This is a genomic window from Aneurinibacillus tyrosinisolvens (genome assembly GCF_001015055.1).
Classification (GTDB): domain Bacteria; phylum Bacillota; class Bacilli; order Aneurinibacillales; family Aneurinibacillaceae; genus Aneurinibacillus_A; species Aneurinibacillus_A tyrosinisolvens.
In genome coordinates this window covers 137507-154813 of record NZ_BBWZ01000010.1, presented here as the reverse complement: position 1 = coordinate 154813, position 17307 = coordinate 137507, and the positions used below count along the sequence as shown (strand labels likewise).

The 17307-nt window shown below is 46.9% G+C and carries 16 protein-coding genes and 2 pseudogenes; 6 read left to right on the top strand and 12 right to left on the bottom strand.

From position 1 onward, the window contains the following. Positions 1 to 278 precede the first annotated feature (278 nt). From rlmD to MBEAL2_RS32840, 6 genes and pseudogenes are all read right to left on the bottom strand, one after another. A complete protein-coding gene (gene rlmD, locus MBEAL2_RS11995; RefSeq protein ID WP_173427712.1) occupies positions 279 to 1712 on the bottom strand; it encodes a 23S rRNA (uracil(1939)-C(5))-methyltransferase RlmD in 1434 nt (477 codons plus the stop codon). Between the two features lie 30 nt (positions 1713 to 1742). Further along, complete coding sequence (locus tag MBEAL2_RS11990) at positions 1743 to 2621, bottom strand: diacylglycerol kinase (RefSeq protein WP_047152527.1); 879 nt, start codon at positions 2619 to 2621, stop codon at positions 1743 to 1745. Between the two features lie 211 nt (positions 2622 to 2832). After that, positions 2833 to 3990 (bottom strand): S1C family serine protease, encoded by a 1158-nt coding sequence (locus MBEAL2_RS11985; RefSeq protein ID WP_047152526.1) that lies wholly within the window; start codon positions 3988 to 3990, stop codon positions 2833 to 2835. A gap of 13 nt (positions 3991 to 4003) precedes the next feature. Then, positions 4004 to 5212, bottom strand: coding sequence for an FxLYD domain-containing protein (locus MBEAL2_RS11980; protein ID WP_047152525.1), 1209 nt, complete (start codon positions 5210 to 5212; stop codon positions 4004 to 4006). A gap of 179 nt (positions 5213 to 5391) precedes the next feature. After that, positions 5392 to 5631: an RNA chaperone Hfq gene (gene hfq / locus MBEAL2_RS11975; RefSeq protein WP_047152524.1), complete on the bottom strand. Its 240-nt coding sequence runs from the start codon at positions 5629 to 5631 to the stop codon at positions 5392 to 5394. 235 nt (positions 5632 to 5866) lie between these two features. Further along, positions 5867 to 6202: pseudogene (locus tag MBEAL2_RS32840) on the bottom strand (methyl-accepting chemotaxis protein); the annotation flags it as partial. 502 nt (positions 6203 to 6704) lie between these two features. On the opposite strand from MBEAL2_RS32840, the gene MBEAL2_RS11965 reads away from it, so the two are divergent. After that, on the top strand, positions 6705 to 6923 hold the full coding sequence (locus MBEAL2_RS11965; protein ID WP_047152522.1) for a hypothetical protein: 219 nt from the start codon (positions 6705 to 6707) through the stop codon (positions 6921 to 6923). 211 nt (positions 6924 to 7134) lie between these two features. Continuing rightward, a complete protein-coding gene (locus MBEAL2_RS11960) occupies positions 7135 to 7920 on the top strand; it encodes an alpha/beta fold hydrolase (RefSeq protein WP_052947678.1) in 786 nt (261 codons plus the stop codon). A 47-nt stretch (positions 7921 to 7967) separates the two neighbouring features. Here the strand turns inward: MBEAL2_RS11960 and MBEAL2_RS11955 are convergent, their stop codons facing one another. Both MBEAL2_RS11955 and MBEAL2_RS11950 read right to left on the bottom strand, forming a co-directional pair. Next, positions 7968 to 9317 (bottom strand): (Fe-S)-binding protein, encoded by a 1350-nt coding sequence (locus MBEAL2_RS11955; RefSeq protein WP_369405497.1) that lies wholly within the window; start codon positions 9315 to 9317, stop codon positions 7968 to 7970. Further along, positions 9286 to 10725 (bottom strand): FAD-binding oxidoreductase, encoded by a 1440-nt coding sequence (locus tag MBEAL2_RS11950; RefSeq protein ID WP_047152521.1) that lies wholly within the window; start codon positions 10723 to 10725, stop codon positions 9286 to 9288. The genes MBEAL2_RS11955 and MBEAL2_RS11950 overlap by 32 nt, the downstream gene beginning before the upstream one ends. Positions 10726 to 10851: 126 nt before the next feature. On the opposite strand from MBEAL2_RS11950, the gene MBEAL2_RS11945 reads away from it, so the two are divergent. Beyond that, positions 10852 to 11547, top strand: a complete 696-nt coding sequence (locus tag MBEAL2_RS11945; protein ID WP_047152520.1) for a FadR/GntR family transcriptional regulator — start codon at positions 10852 to 10854, stop codon at positions 11545 to 11547. Here MBEAL2_RS11945 and MBEAL2_RS11940 read toward each other — a convergent pair. Next, complete coding sequence (locus MBEAL2_RS11940) at positions 11544 to 12293, bottom strand: sirohydrochlorin chelatase (RefSeq protein ID WP_047152519.1); 750 nt, start codon at positions 12291 to 12293, stop codon at positions 11544 to 11546. The two genes, MBEAL2_RS11945 and MBEAL2_RS11940, sit on opposite strands and share 4 nt — an antisense overlap. Positions 12294 to 12473: 180 nt before the next feature. Here MBEAL2_RS11940 and MBEAL2_RS11935 point away from each other — a divergent pair, with 180 nt between their 5' ends. After that, entirely contained in the window at positions 12474 to 12797 is a 324-nt protein-coding gene (locus MBEAL2_RS11935; protein ID WP_047152518.1) for a DUF3870 domain-containing protein, read from the top strand. Between the two features lie 543 nt (positions 12798 to 13340). Here MBEAL2_RS11935 and MBEAL2_RS11930 read toward each other — a convergent pair. From MBEAL2_RS11930 to MBEAL2_RS31750, 3 genes and pseudogenes are all read right to left on the bottom strand, one after another. Next, complete coding sequence (locus MBEAL2_RS11930; RefSeq protein WP_047152517.1) at positions 13341 to 13697, bottom strand: YflT domain-containing protein; 357 nt, start codon at positions 13695 to 13697, stop codon at positions 13341 to 13343. Positions 13698 to 13970: 273 nt separating this feature from the next. After that, a pseudogene (locus MBEAL2_RS34345) lies at positions 13971 to 14066 on the bottom strand (YflT domain-containing protein); the annotation flags it as partial. A 693-nt stretch (positions 14067 to 14759) separates the two neighbouring features. Continuing rightward, the gene (locus tag MBEAL2_RS31750) at positions 14760 to 15089 is read right to left on the bottom strand and encodes a hypothetical protein (RefSeq protein ID WP_304511117.1); all 330 of its coding nucleotides are present in this window, start codon (positions 15087 to 15089) and stop codon (positions 14760 to 14762) included. 1128 nt (positions 15090 to 16217) lie between these two features. Here MBEAL2_RS31750 and MBEAL2_RS11910 point away from each other — a divergent pair. Together MBEAL2_RS11910 and MBEAL2_RS11905 are read left to right on the top strand one after the other, a co-directional pair. Next, entirely contained in the window at positions 16218 to 16721 is a 504-nt protein-coding gene (locus MBEAL2_RS11910) for a 50S ribosomal protein L25 (RefSeq protein ID WP_082129906.1), read from the top strand. 356 nt (positions 16722 to 17077) lie between these two features. Then, on the top strand, positions 17078 to 17305 hold the full coding sequence (locus MBEAL2_RS11905) for a hypothetical protein (protein WP_047152512.1): 228 nt from the start codon (positions 17078 to 17080) through the stop codon (positions 17303 to 17305). Positions 17306 to 17307 lie beyond the last annotated feature (2 nt).

Below are 17307 nucleotides of genomic sequence, written 5' to 3'. Positions count from 1 at the left end.
AGCTTTAATTTTAATCAAAGTTACAATTGTACGTAGGCGTGAAGATTCCTTTATAAGTTGGTTAACCTTTGAGTATAATCTTTCTTTATCAGATGCGCTCAATTGTATCGGTTTGTAACTAATCGACCAACTTCTATTCATCAGACTCCCTCTCATCTCATTTATCTCCTTATAGCAACAGTCTTGGCGGAATAGTCCCTGGTAAAACGTAAATAAAAAAAATTTTCCACCATTATATACAATCGCCTTAAGGTATAGGCAAAGAAAAAACACCTGACTTATGCAGATGCCTTTTGCTTTCCCTTTTTCAAATACAGCCTTACCACGCATTCGACATGCGTTGTATGCGGAAACATATCCACTGGCTGAACCTCCACCGTCTCATACCCACCATCCTCCAGCACCCGCAGATCCCGGGCCAGCGTCGACGGATTGCACGACACATACACCACACGCTCCGGCTTCATATCCAGTATCGTCTGCAGCAGCGCCTCATCGCATCCTTTCCGCGGCGGGTCCACCACAATCACATCCGCCTTATTCCCTTCCTCATACCACCGCGGAATCACCCGTTCCGCCTCACCAACCGCAAACGTCACATTCTCCATCCCGTTCAGCACCGCATTCCGCTTCGCATCCTCAATCGCATCCGGCACAATCTCCACACCGAACACCTGCTTCGCCTTCTGCGCCAGAAACAGCGAAATCGTTCCAATCCCGCAGTACGCGTCAATCACATTCTCTTCCCCGGTCAGTGCCGCATACTCCAGCGCCTTTCCATACAGTCGCTCCGTCTGCACCGGATTCACCTGGTAGAACGAACGAGCCGAAATGGCGAACTTCACATCCCCGATCGTATCATATATATACTCCTCGCCCCACAGTACCCGGGTCACATCGCCGAAAATCACATTCGTCCGCTTCGGATTCACATTCTGCACAACGCTTTTCACGCCCGGGATTGACTCCACCAGCTCTTCAATCAGAGCCTCCTGGTTCGGAATTTTGTCCTCTTTTGTAATAAGCACAACCATTAGCTCGCCGGTCGCAAACCCGATTTTCGTCACCACATGCCGCAGCAAGCCGCTGTGCGTTTCCTCCTGATATGCACGCACGCCGTGCTTGCCCGCAATCCGCTTCACCTGTTCAATCACATAATCCGTCTTTTCGTGCTGAATCAGGCACTTCTCCATATTCACAATCTCGTGCGAGCGCTGCGCATAGAAACCGCCGACAAGCCCGCCTTCTTCCTCACCGATTGGAATCTGCGCCTTATTCCGATAGCGCCACGGGTCCTCCATCCCGATCGTCGGGTGGACAATCACATTCTCGATTTTCCCGATCCGCCGCAGGTTATCCTCGACCAGCTTCCTTTTAAACGCAAGCTGAGCCTCATAATCAAAGTGCTGCAGCGTGCAGCCGCCGCACCGCTTGTAAATCGGACATGGCGGCTCCCTGCGATCCGCACTTGTTTCCACAATATCCAGCAGGCGGGCATAGCCGTACTTCTTCGTTAGCCTTGTCGCCTTAACCGATACCTTCTCTCCCGGAAGCGCGCCCGGCACGAACAGCGTATATCCTTCATACCGGCCGACCCCGTTCCCTTCATGGGACAGGTCTTCAATCGTCAGCTCCAGCGTTTGATTTTTTTCTACAGGCAAATCGAGCCTGACAGCCGCAGGGCTGCTTTTCTTCCGTTGTTTATTGGACACGTTATCTTCACCTGTATTCTCATTTTTTCATCAGCGTATGAGCTGGATGTGGCGGGGAAGTGCCGTGAACGTACACGGCAGCATGCCGCCCAGTTCGCCATCCAGATTCAGCGGCACCTTCTCGTTTGAAGTAACCTGCAGCTTTTTCGTTTGGAAATAAACGACGTTCGGATGCTTAATATGGTCTCCCTTTAACACCAGCGTAACAATCCGGATGAACTCCGGCAGCGACGTTTTTCGCAGCACGATGCAGTCGAACAGCCCATCGTCCAGTCTGGCGTTCGGCGCCAGCTTTTCCAGGCCGCCGACGGAATTGCTGTTGGCGATAAGGAACATCATGATTTCCTCATCGATGACCTGTTTGTCCCCTTCAATGCGGACATGAATGGGAGAAAGAAAAGGGAGCTTTTCCATCCCCTTCATATAATAAGCCATCTGGCCAAGCATCGTTTTCAGCTTGCTGGGTACTTCGTACGTCAGCGTTGTCAGCAGCCCGCCGGCGGCGATATTAATAAAATAGCGGTCGTTGATTTTTCCGATATCAATCGGGTTCGGCTTTCCTTTCGCAATGACCTGCGCGGCCTTCATAATGGAGCGCGGCAGGCCGATGGCCCGGGCGAAATCGTTCGTTGTGCCGCCCGGGATAATCCCGAGCGCGGGGCGGTAGCGCTGCTCCGCAATCCCGTTCACGACTTCATATACGGTGCCGTCTCCTCCGGCGGCAATGACAAGCTCGAAGCGGTCTTCTACCGCTTTGCGTGCCGCGAGTGTGGCATCCCCTTCTCCTTTGGTGGCGTGGCATGAGGTTTCGTATCCCGCCTCCTCCAGCACATCCAGGATCTCCGGCACTTTTTTCCGGACCTCCTCCCGTCCTGACGACGGATTATATATCAAACGAGCACGTTTCATGGCGATCCATCCTATCCCGACACATTTTTTTCTACACCTATCATATCTTTTTTTACCCTATTTTAAAAGTTTGCCTCCCTCCGGCAGAAAAAAGCAAAAGAAAAAAACGACTCCACTCTTCTTTTCTAAAAGAAAGGGAATCGTTTCTCTATACGGCGTAACTATGGAAATAACTATGCAGATACCTCTCTTATTTTACCGGGGAAGCCGGTTACTGAACCGTTTCCCCTTTTCCTTTTAGAATTCGCAGGCTGTTATTTTCAAGGCCGATTGTATAGGTAACCTTATACATAGCAAGATGCTGATCCCCGCTGTCGGACTCCTGCGCTTCAATCACCGCGACTACCTCGGCAGTAGAAGGCGTCGAAGAAGAAACCGTGATTCCTTGTACCTCTACATGGACCGTATTTAAATAGCCGGAACGAAACTTCTCATAGGATAGATTATTCTTCATACTGCTTCCCAGCAGGGCATAGGCTCCTACATAATCCCCTGTATTTAAACTGTCATAAAAGTTTTGCACAAGGTACGTTGACTCATCCTCGAAGCTTGCCTTCGTATACTGTTCCGTCAACTGGCCGTCTCCACCTGAAACCGATTCCGCTGCCAATTGTTCATCGGGATGCTTGCTCCATCCTTCGACCATCGTCATCACTTGAGACAGCGGGATACTAAAGCCTATGTTTCCGTCGCTTCCCCCGGCTGAGTTAATGCCGATCGCCTCTCCACTGGACTGCAGAACAAGCGGACCCCCGCTGTTTCCGGGCGCAATGGGGGCAGAAATCTGGTAGACGCCACGGTATTTCGTTTCCTCTATCGTAAAGTCACGGTTGACGCCGCTAATGATTCCGTTCGTTACCGTATTTTCCAATCCATGCGGATTTCCAAAAGCGATGACCTGGTCGCCGATTTCTGCTTTTTTGTCCGCATTGATTTTTAAAGGTTCTTTACCGGCCAGCGCCGCTACCCGGACGACAGCTACATCGTTCTCGGTACTCATCCCTATGACTTTTCCTGCATATACGCTCGTGTCTGAAGTTTTCACCTTAATCTTTGTTGCGCCTTTCACTACATGGGCATTCGTAATGATATCCCCTTTATCATTATATAGAAAACCGGAACCGATCCCGGATCCTTCTTCGTTTTCAACTTCAATAAGGACAACCTTTTTCTGTGTATCACGGATAATTTGCTTGAATTCAGGTTTGTCCTTCGTCTGCGTTTGTTTCGGAAGCGAGCCAAGCTTTGACTCCGCGAAAACCGCGGATTGCTTTATCGTTTTATCAACATGATAGATGAGGAACCCGCCGCCGGCCAGAATGGCAGCCGTAAGACCCAGTGAAATGATTTTATTTTTTCCTGCTGACATACCTTCTCCACCTCTAATTCAAATTCCACTCGACCCGTGTAATGTGGACACTTGCCATATCACCCGTATTGTATTGGGTGTCTTCAAAATTCCCCGTACTGCCAACATCCAATAAAATGGGATATACGTACGTTGATCCAGTCGATACGGTTTGTCCCGCTGAATCTAAAATATCGTAATATAACCGGATAGAAGCAATCGGACGGGTCGCTACGTTACGCACCTCCCCTGTTACAGTAAAATCTCCGTTCATATCTATACCTGAATTTACGGAAACGAGTTCAACTGCCTGTGTACGGTTTTTCATCTCTTCCGCTGCCGCAGCCTCCATGGCAGCTTCCATTCTTTTCTGCTCCGCCCTTTCAAAGCTTGCTTTATTCTGATTAATTGTTTCTTTAAATGAAACGAGCTTTTTATTCCGGCTGTCGTATTTTAAAGCTTCATCGACCACATTCGCAGCCAGCGTGAAATCTTTCTCCCTCAATGCTTTCGATGCGTTATTGTAGGCAATACCCGATATTTTTCCTTGAATCGAAAGCTTTGCTTTTTTTGCTTCTTCCTCGTTAAAATTATCCAGCTTCGTCAGCAAAGGGACGAGTTCATCGATTGTTTTTTTCGCTGGCATTTCACTTTTTATCTGGGCAATCGTAGCTACAGCTTCTTCCTTCTGGACCTGCTTGCTTAGCATCGTATACAGGCTCCCTTTGCGGTTGTTTAAGTCCTTCTTTGCCTGTTCGATTTTTTGCAGCGCCTCTGCAGGTTTATTTTTCGCCGAGAATTCGTGCGCTTCTTTTATCGCTTCATCAATCGCAGCAGCGTCGCTTAGAACTTCCATATCCGTTTGCAGTACCGGGCTGTTTGGCCTTTTCCGGAGAGCATCCGCCATTTTTTCTTTGCCTGCTGCAATGTTGCCTTCAAGCGCAAGGCTCTCTCCTGCTATTCGTAACTCTTCTGCCTTCTTGTTTACATAGCGCTGGTATGTATAATCACCGACAAGCCCCAGGCATACAACGACAGCAGCAAGAAGCGGAGCGATCCACATTTTAAGCGTGGTGCTGTTTTTCTGCTTCTTAGGTTGTACAGCCCCCCTTCCTACAGTAGTGGCTGCGGCTGCCTCCTTCTGTCCGCCAGACATGCCCGTACTTCGCTGTACAGCCTGTCCACAATTCGCACAGAACTTCCCTGTCTCAGTAACCTTATGCCCGCATTGAATACAAAACATGATGTCCCCTTCTCTCTTTTTTCTCTCTCACTAGTCTATTCTAACTAGGTCCACATGTTCATTCAATAATAAGATAGGTTTTCCTTTGATTGAAATATGCGGAAAAATAAAAACACAGCCTCCTTCATTCAGGTGCTGTGTTTTCCTTCCTGTTTCTTATTTGTATGTATGGCCGCGTTTTACTTCTTTGGCGCGCTTTTCTCGAAGGCAGGGGCGGGGACGACCGTCGAGATGGCGTGCTTGTATATGATTTGCTGTTTCCCGAATGTATCGAGGGCCACCACGTACATATCAAAAGCCGTAATCAATCCTTTTAGCTGAAACCCGTTTTTCGTAAACACGATAACAGGCTGTTTTTCTTTTCTCCACGTATTAAGAAAGGTGTCCTGTTGGTTCTCATTTTTGTGTTGTTTCTCCATTGTATTAGCAGCTCCCTATGTATTCTTTTTTCGTATTCTGCTGCACCAATATAACAGGTTCCTGCATGGCGCATCAGCAGTAAATATAATATATTTTACCATTTTTCGCCCTCCAGTCCCATCATAAAAATAATCTCGTCCAGGCAGGCGTAGAAAGAAGCCCATCTACTGCCATACCTGAAGGAGATTATCAATTAGGCCGGAATAAGAAAAAGGCAGGCACCCTCTCCGCTCGTTACGCTTTCAGCCTGCCTAATATCGCGCGCAACTGCTCGGCCATCCCGTTTAGTTGTTCCGCAGACGATGCAATGGCGGCAAAGGAAGAAATCTGCGCCTGTGACGAGCGGGAAGCGCTTTCTGTACGAACAGCGGATTCTTTGGCGATGCACGCGGATTCCGCTGACTGTTCGGCGAGCTTGCGCACTTCATCCGCTACGACAGCAAACCCTTTGCCATGCTCTCCGGCCCGCGCCGCTTCAATAGCGGCGTTCAGCGCTAGCAGGTTCGTCTGGCTGGCGATCCCAGTAATGACATCGACGATTTTTCCGATTTCCTGTGAGCGTCCGCCGAGTGTTTTTAACATATCTGCCGAAAGATTGATGTGTTCCATCATTCCCTTCATTGGCAGAACGATAGAACGATAATTGGCTCCGCCGATGGCGGCGCCCAGGATAGCTGCCGCAAGCGAGCTGAACAGTGGTGTATACCATATAGCAGGGCTCGGCAGGTGGTTCAAGTATGCGATAGCGCCTCCGATAATTAACCCCCCGAGGGCAGCGAACACTATCGTTCTGGTAATATAGCGAAAAGCTGAAAAAGAATCAGACATGTTGCTTTGTACCCCCTTCTTCTTTGCTTATGAATGAGTTTTCATTCATAAGCATTTCACAATTCAGTCATGATTTCTAGAAAAATTTCCCCGGTAAAAAGGAGCACGCAGCTGGATGTCCCTTTCCATATAAATATTACCCAAAGACAATGGATTATTTTCCCTTAAACTGGTTCAATTTGTAATATGAGTGGTAATAATATTATATAAGAGAAAGCAAGCAATATTGAAGGGAGTGACATCTATGAATTACATTGAAGGCCCTTTCACCCCTCTTAACGGCGGCGCTAAAATAGCGGCCGACGATGACAAACTTATCAATCTTACGATTGGAGAGGCCGTTAAGCTGCTCCATCCTGAGCACGGGTGGCTGCCAGGGATTTACCAGGGAAACAGCAGAGTGATTATTCCACAGGGCACCTATGAACTGCACCCCGGCGATAGAGTACGAGCACAGGAATAGATATACAATTGAAAGGCAAGTCAATTTCAAATGCTTTAATCAAAAGGCCGGTCTCCGTTACCAGCTAGCTTTTTGATTTTGTTCTATTGCCGAAAAGTTGAAGATTTTGTAAAAGCGGCAGGATACCTGGTTCTTCCGTAAAAAAAGCGGGAAGAAGAAAGTAATAGAATTGAGAAGCATTATGTTTATGCTGTACAAGGAGCGGAGGCGAATGGACATGGAAGGAAGCTGGGCCAGAGCGGCTGGCGAAAAGCAATGGATTTACGATGATGTTGGAAGCGGAGAACCTATCCTTTTTATTCATGGACTTGGCTGTTTAAGAAGCGCATGGGCTCCGCAGTATGAACTCATGAATGGATACCGCCTCATCTGTCCCGCTCTGCGGGGCCACGATGAATCACCGGTTATAGAGAATATATCCCTGGCTGCCTTCGCCCGGGACATCATTGAACTGATGGATAAGCTCGGTATAGAAAATGCACATATCTGCGGTCTTTCCCTCGGCGGACTGGTTGCCCAGGAAATGTACAGGATGGCTCCTGAACGAGTGAAGTCCCTTATTTTAGTCAATACTTTTGCGTACATTCCCCGCCCGGTCGCTGAAGCCTCCCTCTGGAGATGTTATTGGAAGCTGGGCGTAATGACTACTAAGGTATATATCGAACAGGTCATCAATGAATGCTTGTTTAACCTGTTTAATCCGGATTTACGAAAGCAATTGAGATCGGCTTTTTATATTCGCCGTGAGACCTACATGCCGTCGGCCAAGGCCGGGGCATACGCGGACTTCCGCGATTTGCTCCCTGAGATTAAAGTCCCTGTTCTCCTGATTGGAGGAAGCCACGATAGAGTGACTCCGCCAGTCTTGCAAACATCCATGTACAGAAAAATCCCATGCGCGGAGATTGAAATTCTGCCGCGAACCGGGCATATGTCCAACATAGAAAACGCCAAGGATTTCAACCGGAAAGTAAGGTGGTTTTTGGAAAGGAAATAAAAAACCCGCCTTACATGCAAATGCAGGCGGGATAACATTATTTTTTTCTAGAGCGCCCGATCAAGCAGGTCCATAATGTGGACTGCTTCCATCTGGCCTTCCATACCGGCCCGGATAATGCCCTGCCTCATCTGCAGCAGGCAGCCCGGGTTCGATGTGACAATGAGGTGCGCTTTTGTCTGCTTCACGTTCACCATCTTGCCGTCCAGGATTTGCATCGACATATCGAAGTTCGTAATGTTATAAATCCCGGCCGAACCACAGCAGCTATCCGCGTCCATCATCTCCACGTATTCTACGCCCGGGATGCTGCGAATGAGCTGGCGCGGCTGGTTGCGCACGCCCTGTCCATGCGCCAAATGGCACGAATCCTGGTACGTAACGCGCATATCCATCGGTTTGCTGAACTCGATTTCTGGAAGCTCGGCAAGCAGTTCATTGGCATCGCGTGTTTTCGCAACGAACGCCATCGCCCGCTCTTTCCATTCCGGATCGTCATGGAACCAGTGGTGGTATTCCTTCAGGGCCGCGCCGCAGCCGCCCGCGTTGTTCACGATAAAATCCACGCCGGCCTTCTCAAAAGCGATGATGTTCCGCTTCGCCAGTTCAATGGCACCGTCTTTTTCTCCGGCGTGTGCGTGAAGCGCCCCGCAGCATACTTCATCCTCTACGAAGACGATTTCACACCCGGCTTTCGCCAGTACGCGCGCGGTGGCCTGGTTTGTTTCGTAAAACATAACGTCCATAATACAGCCTTTGAACATGGCAATTTTTAATGCGGCCGGTTTGTTTTCCGGCTGCATCACCAGCTGGCGCTTGCGGCGCTCTGCAGGGGAAGCGATTTTCGGCACTGCCTTCTGCATTTCCGCCATCGGGCGCGGCAGAATGTTAATGAGTCCGGTTTTCTGCGCCACCGTCTGCAGGCCTGCCGACTGGGCGGCCCACAGGGCGGTTCCGAGCTTCTCGATCCGCTTTGGATGCGGGAACACTTTGTTGAAAATAATATCGCGGATAAACGGAGCTCTTTTCTCGTCTTTTTTCGTTGTCTCGACCACTTCACGCGCCGTCTCGACAAGGCTTCCGTACGGAACACCCGCCGGGCAGGCCGTTTCACACGCACGGCAGCCAAGGCAGAGGTACATGTTGTCCTCAAACTCGTTATCTACCTGGAGCTTCTCGTCGGCGATCCCCTTCATAAGAGCGATACGGCCGCGCGGGCTCGCCACTTCTTTTCCGGTCTGGCGGTACGTCGGGCAGGCAGGCAGGCAGAAGCCGCACTGCATACAGTTCATAATCTCATCCATATTAAACTTGGAGAGGAGAGATGGATTCATCTCATCACACGCCGGCCCTGTTTCCTGTTCTTTAGTTATGGCTGTGTTCATGTTCGCAAGCATGCGTTTTCACCACCACTCTTCTTCTTGAACTCTTCGCAAAGATTTTCCCCGGGTTCATAATGCCGTGCGGATCAAACGCTTCTTTCACCCGCTTCATCAGGTCCATTCCAACCGGGCCGACCTTCAGGTCCAGGTATCCGGCTTTGGCCATCCCGACTCCATGCTCGCCTGTAATCGTGCCTCCGAGCTTAATCGCCGCATGGAAAATGTCTTCAAACGCCTGCTCCACACGGTGGATTTCTTCCGTATCCCGTTCATCCGTCAGGCAGGTCGGGTGCAGGTTCCCGTCGCCCGCGTGCCCAAATGTACAAATCTGCAAATCGTACTGCTTGGCGATTCGATTCACCTGCTCTACCATCTCGGCAAGGTTTGCCCGCGGAACGGTTGCGTCCTCGAGAATGGTCGTCGGTTTTACCCGTGCAAGCGCTGACAGGGCAGCGCGCCGGGCAGCCATCAGCTTCGCCCCTTCTTCCGCCGTCTGTGCAACACTCACTTCGGTTGCTCCTTCGGCACGGCAGAGGTCCGCAATGCGCGCAATGTCGTGTTCCACCTGAAGCTCAGTTCCATCCTGTTCAATAATCAGCATGGCCTGCATATCAAGAGGAAGGCCAATCCGTGCGAAGTCTTCGACTACGACCATCGTCGCCTGGTCAAGAAATTCCATCGTGGCCGGGATAATCTTCGCTGCGATGACGCGCTGGACCGTCCGCGCTGCATCTGTCAGATCATTGTAGTAAGCCACGAGCGTTTGCTTCGCCGTTGGAAGCGGTAACAATTTCGCCGTAATTTCAGTGACGACGGCTAACGTCCCCTCCGAACCAACCAGCAGCTTCGTAATATCATACCCTGCTACGTCTTTTGCGCTTTTGCCTCCTACACGAAGAACTTCTCCGCTTGGCAGCACCGCTTCAAGGCCCATAATGTAATCCTTTGTTACGCCGTATTTCAATCCGCGCATACCGCCGGCGCACTCCGCCACATTGCCGCCCATGGTGGAAATCCGCATGCTTCCTGGATCCGGCGGATAGAAAAGCCCGAGCGCTTCGACCGCTTTGTGGACGTCCTGTGTAATGACACCCGGTCCGAACGTAGCCGTTAAGTTCTGCTGATCGATTTCTTTAAACTGATTCAAGCGGTTTGTAACCATCACAATTCCGCCGTCAACCGGCACGGTACCCCCGCATAAGTTGCTGCCGGAGCCACGGGATACGATTGGAATGCGGTACTGAGTAGCGACTTTCATAATCGCCGCGACTTCTTCCACGCTCCCCGGCATCACCACCGCGTCAGGCATCGCCTGGTATAAAGGGGTTGCATCATAAGAGTATACGTAGAGCTCATTCGGCGAATCGAGGAAATAATCCTTTCCTACGATGCCGCGGAGCTGGCCTTTTGCTTCCTTTTCCATAAAACATCCTCCTTTACAAATTCAGCAGGTCATCTGATGAATTTATCATAGTTAACTCTATCATAAAAACTGAAAATTGTGTAGAGTATAGATAAGGAAACAACACACTGGGAAAGAGGACAGTCTATGAGTCTTGTGAAAAAGAGCTATGAAGTTGTAGCGGAAGAATTAGAGAAAATGATTGAAGAAGGCGTGCTTGAACCCGGTACAAAGCTGAGCACAATCGATCAGCTGGCCCAGCAGTATGGCGTCGGCAAATCGACGATCCGCGAGGCGCTTACCCGGCTCAAAGCCAAAGGATTAATTGAGGCAAAACAGGGGGAAGGGACATACATAAAGAAAGATGCCATTGCCGCTCTGAAAACGATTCCTCCCCTTATTGCCGGCAACCGGGAGGAATTAGAACACCTGCTGCAGGTGCGTAAAATCGTTGAATCCGGCTGCGCGGAACTGGCCGCCCAGTACCATGACGACAGTGATATTGAAGTGTTAGAGGACATTATAAATAAAATGGCGGCTTCGACTTCAGACGAGGAAATGAGCCGTATTTACGATATTCATTTTCATACGGCCATTGCCCAGGCGACAAAAAACCCTTTCCTCCAGAAGATGATGGAAAGCATGTCAGAGGCAATGAATCATACGATCCGCGATACCCGGAACCTGTGGCTGTATAATAAAGCGGAACTGGCAACCCGGCTTTATCAGGAGCACCATGATATTTTTCTGGCGATTAAGGCCAGGGATGCCGCCAAAGCGAAGCGCATGATTGAGCAGCACCTTTCCCGCGTGGAAAAGGCGATGGGACACCATTTGCTTTAATCGGTATCGGTAAAAGAAGAGATTCTCTCCTCGATCCACGCCGCTACCCTGTTGTCAGGCAGGTACGCCCGCCCGCTATAGCGGTGGGGAATGTCCGATAGTTTCTGCGGAATCACCTTATCAGTGTAATACCCTGTGCTTAAAAAAAGCGGGATAACAACGAGGCGGCCTGTACCGGCCGCCTCAGCGGCACGCTCCTGGACGGTATCCGGGTGAATGGTGGCGTACACTGCCCGCTTAAAGCCCATTTCGCTGCCCAGGTCTGAGGCGCATCGTTCCAGGATCGAAAGCCACTTTTCCTTAAAACCCGGGATACCGCTGCCGTGCGCGACAAGCATGAGCGCTTCTTCTGCCGGGTCGGTCGACACTTCCTTAATTCGGTCTCTGAGAATATTCCGGACTTCCGGGTGATCATCCATCGGACCTGCCCATGTCATGCGAGCCTTCATAGAAAAAGGCCGCAGTTCGGTCTCAATCGCCGGTTCAGGAATGAGGCCAAGCATATATTGAATCTCGTTGAGGTGCGTACTGCCGCTGGACACAAAGAGCGGGACGGCAAGAATCTCCCGGACGCCCTGCGCCTCCAGCCTTTCCACACCGTCACGGATACCGTACCCTTCCACCATGTCGAGAAAAGCGGCTTCGACAGGCAGCTCAGTATCGACCTGTGACACCAATTCATGGACTTTCTGTATCCATGATGCATTTCGCGAACCGTGGCTAATCACAAGGACGCCTTTCTTCATGTCTCACCCCGCTCCTTTCTTTTTATAATTCCAACTATTCCGATGTATTATTCCCGATACTCCTACTCCATCATTATAGCGAAAAATCGATGGTTTGCACTACTAATTTGTGAAAATTGACATAACGAGGGAAAACCTATTAAGATTAAACATATAAAGCTTCTGGGAGAAGGGGATTTTATGTTTACAGGAAAAACGTATTTTATCGCCGGCCATGCGAAATTACCGCAGGGAATGGCGGCGCGCAGCGTATTTGACACGTTGACAATCACAGTAGAAGCGGACGTAAAATACCACGTTATTCTCGAGGCTTCCTGTACGCTGGCAACGGAGCATGGGAGACATTTCTTCGGGCAGCTTCTCCGTGGCTGCAGCTTGCAGGACGGGGTAGAGGAAATGACGGAACGTATTCTGCAGAATTATCAAGGCAAGGCACAAAATGCCCTGATCGCCGCATTGCGTGATGTACATAGCCAGTTTCTTCTGCGTAAAGAAAGACTGTAAGAATAAATGATTCCCTGTCGAGAAACCTTACATTTAAAAAGCAAACTGTATAACGGTATATAAAGTTCCATCATGAACCATTTCGTATCAAAAGCTATCCATAGAATAATCCGCCTTTAGTTATTGAACTATAGATTCCCGTTAGAGGTTCAACAACTTTCAATTTAATGAAAAAAAAGAGGGCTTATTACAAGTCCCCTTATCCAATTCCAACCTGCTTACAATTCATAAAGTGAATGAAGAATTTGAAGGATAAACACATTGATTAAGAGTTCTGGTTTCATGCTGGTTCCTTTATTCAAACTCGCCCTCGGCGACCGGTGAATAGATTTATAAGGAACATAACCACCTACGTCAGATAGACCAGAGACCACCCCGGGCATTCTACCGGAGAAAAAAACAGATACCTCACCGGAGAATTGGTGACTCTAGAGGGATGGGAGATAAAACAACCGCTTTACTTTAGGTAATCATCATTGTACAAACGGAAGAAAAGCCGTTCCTGCTTAAGGAACGGCTTTTAGGCTCTTTCATGCTATTTAATTAGAGAAAGAGTCCAACATCCTTGTTGTAGTTCTTCACCACAACAAGGACTTTGCCGTCATCTAGCTTGGATTCATACTGATTTGCCTCTATTGGAGAAAAACCGAGATTTTCAAATTCATTTCGTAATTCATCCCCCCGGCTTTTAAACAAATTAGCTACCGTATCCATAACCCCTTTTTCCACGACTCCTACCTTGTTTGCATCCGTTTTATCAACTAATTGACTAGCAACATTACTGTCATGGGCAAAAACATACATATTATCTTTTTCATATCCGTTCTCTTTTAGTTTGTTTACAGCCTCATATGCCTGGGTTGCATTCATATATTCTTTTACAAAAAGATTTGTATTCATTTTTCCTTCACTCTCCTTTAGGTTAATACGTCATTTCAGTACGTATACTTTTTCACTTTAAAAGGGATACGAACGGAACAGTCATTTGTAACGATAGAAAGAGCGGCAACCGTGATAAGCGATTACCCAAAGTAATGAAGCCCTTCAAACCGTTTCAAAGGGAGGACTATGAGCAACCTGAATGCTGATAAGCTCTAAATCAGCATATTTCCCTTTACCCTTTCCCTGTAAAAAACAAACGGTTAAATCAGAGTGGTATCAGTGCCGTTATGATTAACCTTTCACAACTAACAGGACTTTTCCCTCATCCAGTTTGGCTTCATAACGTTCTGCCTCTTCCTGAGTGAAGCCAATATTTCGCAACTCGTCTCGGTATCATATTCTTTTACGAGATAATTCCGATCCATGTTACCTCCACCTTTCTTGCTGTTCGTTAGGATACTATACTTTTCCCTTCTGGAAGCATGTGAAACAAGCTGAATTTTCATAATATAGATGGAATAGAAGCATGGAGTTGCAGCAAGAAAAAAGTTCCTCGTCACGATTTCCATGGTTTGAGAAATCAAAAAAAACGACTGCCGAAACAGCCGTACTTCACTATTGATTCCCATTAGGTAAATAAGCTCGCTCCTGGTTCTTATTTATTGCATATCTCTTAATGGATGTATTAACTGCCTTTTGTCTTACCCCTATTAAAAATTCAGTGCTTTCTTTATAACTTTGAATATCCTTATACATTTCTACCAATGTTTCTTGGCAAGCATACACAGCTTCAGTTTCATTTTTGATGTAATCTGATATACAAAGTCTTCAATACTTTCCAAGAGGTCAAAACAGCTAGAACGATTTCCTTTTTTAGCAAAGGGTATTGTATGTATATCAACCAATTCCATTTACCCCCTCTTATTGAACTTGCCTCCCGTTAGCCACCCATCGGGATTTTCAGAAGTGAATTTTCAGCATAGTGCAATAAAATCCATGCTTTATTTTAATAAAATAAAAACCACTCCGAGGAGTGGTTGTAATAAACCTTTTATCTTTAGATAACAATATTTTTACAAATTAGCTACGGTTATTCCCAGGGGTTTTGTTTCCACCACGAGCCCCAGCAAGACCTATCAACCCTAATAAACCTATCCATCCCCAATTGCGACCTCTGCTAGGAGCAGCTGTAGCCCTAGTTCTGGCTGTATTACCTGTTGTACCATAACCATCTCGAGTACCTGTTGTACCCGTTGTACCGTAACCATCTCGAGTACCTGTTGTACCTGTTGTACCGTAACCACCAGGCGCGCCTGTACCCGTTGTACCGTAACCACCTCGAGTGCCAGTACCACTTGTAGTACCCATATCTTCAGCAAAAACCTGAGTTCCTACTGCGGCTGTTAGCATTAAAGTCATTATTGCAATGTGTAGTTTCCTTGGCATATCGATTAAACTCCCTTTTCTTAAATTTAACTTCAAAATTTATACTTTGCATTTTATTATTTTTTATACGCACTACTAAGAAACCTAAAAGTACAACAAAAGACCACTTCCATGTGAATGGCCTCTTTGTTTGTCTTTATTTATATTCTTGTTGATACCAGACCTCAGCTTTCGTTAACCCCCTGATTACATTCAGGTGGTTTAAAATTCCTATTTACGGACTAAGCATATGAGGATGATTTTATCCTTACCATTGCCCTTAGGTGGGAACAATATCAAGTAACGGTTAAATCACGATTTTTACACTTGTATTTCCCTTTTTCTCTAGAAGGGATTTTTGTATAGAATTTAATTTAATGGGAAACATAATAACGCCTCACTTAGATTTAACTTCACTTAACTCCCTTCCAATGGATTTCCTTGGGGGAGTTTTTATGTTTGATTCTTAGATGTAAGTTATAAAAAGTTGGGATTTAAAGTCCACTAGAAGAAAGGCTTTGTTCAATAAAATTGTTCTTTTATTTAACTATCGATTCCAGTTGAATATCAGAGACACTACTTACTTATAATCATTTTGGTTATATTATTTCCTGTCCTTTGTCAAAAAAGGGTCAAAAAACACTGCTCCTTCGTTCGAGTAGTTCCTCACAATGGAGTTCCATAATTCCCTAAAAATATTCGGAAAATCATCGATTTCAATATCTTTTTCCTGATGGATAAAATATGGAAGCTTATGATTATCAGTGATTGAACTTTGGAGATTTAAGTAAATATTTTGGAGGTAAATTAGATAATTGAGTGAATGTGAACTTCTCAATTCAAGATTAAACGACGACTTTCCCAAATAATCCATATAAAATACTTTTTTCTAGAACTGCATAAAAAAGCGGAATGAAACAGAAAATACTAAACAAAAAGGGTGACGTTCCATGCCGTTTAAATTGACCAACTTTCCTCCAAATACGGCACCCAAAGTGCTTCAATGGAAAGAAATGATGTCTCAAGAGGTTTGTTTTTCCTGTCAGACCTCTCGTACCGATTGTCATTGCGCTCAATCACTTGCACAAGAAATTTTGGAAGATATCTTATTAGATTAGATTAAAAAACCGGATTCTCGATCCGGTTTTCATTTTTGAATGCCTCCAATTAGAAGGACATGGTAACATTCTTGTTGATGTGAATTTGGAAGGCGAGCACGTTCCGGCTATGATTAACGAAATTTCCCGTGAAACGATGAATCACCGTCCATTGCACATCGACATGTACGCCGTGAACTTAAAAGAGCCAATAAATACCGAAGTGCCGGTTGTGCTAGATGGTCTGCAAGCATTGGATGGCGAAGGTGCGATGGTTCAGCAGCAAACGCGAGAAGTCGCAGTACGCTACCTGCCGACCAACGTTCCGGAATCTATCATACACGACATCGCAAACCTTACTGTGGGCGACGTCCTGCATGCGCGCGATTTGACACTGCCAACTGGTGTGACGCTGCACACCGATCCGGAAGAAGTAATCTGTACCATCATGGAAGCGAGAACCGCAGAGCCGGATACGGAGGACGAACCGAAAGAGCCGGATGCTGAAGGCAAAGAATAGTACGACAAGGAATGACACAAAAAAGACCCAACATCTTTTATCGATGTTTGGGTCTTTTTATAATCCATCTAGGTGGATTCTCCAACGAACGTATCATCATACGCAGGTAGGAACCTACCATACTCCCTTTTTGGGTAGACGATTAATTATGACAGATGGACAAGCAGTCAAATTACTTTATCCTTTACATGGATGGGATAATGGTGTTTATCAAGGCTCAGGGGAATTAGTAATTCCGCATGGAATATGCAATTTAAACTATGGAGATATATAATTAAGATACAAAAGTAGAGTCCTTAATCAAGATTCTTATTTATCCCTGCTTTTTAGTGGGAGAATTTAAAAGAGGCGATAAGATGAATAACGAAGAGGATAATTTTGAAAATGTAAACGGTAGCGGTCATATCATCACAGAAAGCGGAGAGAAATTACCTCTTACAGCTGGTAGACCAATTAAAGTGTTGCACCCTTTGCTTGGGTGGGTGCAAGGTACATACCAGTATAATTCCAAAGTGGTTATTTTAAGCGGAGAACATAAATCAAAGTCAGGAAATCACATTAAAATCCAAAAACAGAAAGGGTGAAT

Excerpts from the sequence above, each read along its gene's own strand:
- MBEAL2_RS11955 (WP_369405497.1), bottom strand. The coding sequence starts at position 9,317 with ATGCTTGCGAACATGAACACAGCCATAACTAAAGAACAGGAAACAGGG.
- MBEAL2_RS11980 (WP_047152525.1), bottom strand. The coding sequence starts at position 5,212 with ATGTTTTGTATTCAATGCGGGCATAAGGTTACTGAGACAGGGAAGTTC.
- MBEAL2_RS11985 (WP_047152526.1), bottom strand. The coding sequence starts at position 3,990 with ATGTCAGCAGGAAAAAATAAAATCATTTCACTGGGTCTTACGGCTGCC.
- MBEAL2_RS11965 (WP_047152522.1), top strand. The coding sequence starts at position 6,705 with ATGAATTACATTGAAGGCCCTTTCACCCCTCTTAACGGCGGCGCTAAA.
- MBEAL2_RS11950 (WP_047152521.1), bottom strand. The coding sequence starts at position 10,725 with ATGGAAAAGGAAGCAAAAGGCCAGCTCCGCGGCATCGTAGGAAAGGAT.
- MBEAL2_RS31750 (WP_304511117.1), bottom strand. The coding sequence starts at position 15,089 with ATGCTAACAGCCGCAGTAGGAACTCAGGTTTTTGCTGAAGATATGGGT.
- MBEAL2_RS11935 (WP_047152518.1), top strand. The coding sequence starts at position 12,474 with ATGTTTACAGGAAAAACGTATTTTATCGCCGGCCATGCGAAATTACCG.
- hfq (WP_047152524.1), bottom strand. The coding sequence starts at position 5,631 with ATGGAGAAACAACACAAAAATGAGAACCAACAGGACACCTTTCTTAAT.
- MBEAL2_RS11960 (WP_052947678.1), top strand. The coding sequence starts at position 7,135 with ATGGACATGGAAGGAAGCTGGGCCAGAGCGGCTGGCGAAAAGCAATGG.
- MBEAL2_RS11930 (WP_047152517.1), bottom strand. The coding sequence starts at position 13,697 with ATGAATACAAATCTTTTTGTAAAAGAATATATGAATGCAACCCAGGCA.
- MBEAL2_RS11905 (WP_047152512.1), top strand. The coding sequence starts at position 17,078 with ATGAATAACGAAGAGGATAATTTTGAAAATGTAAACGGTAGCGGTCAT.
- MBEAL2_RS11990 (WP_047152527.1), bottom strand. The coding sequence starts at position 2,621 with ATGAAACGTGCTCGTTTGATATATAATCCGTCGTCAGGACGGGAGGAG.
- MBEAL2_RS11945 (WP_047152520.1), top strand. The coding sequence starts at position 10,852 with ATGAGTCTTGTGAAAAAGAGCTATGAAGTTGTAGCGGAAGAATTAGAG.
- MBEAL2_RS11940 (WP_047152519.1), bottom strand. The coding sequence starts at position 12,293 with ATGAAGAAAGGCGTCCTTGTGATTAGCCACGGTTCGCGAAATGCATCA.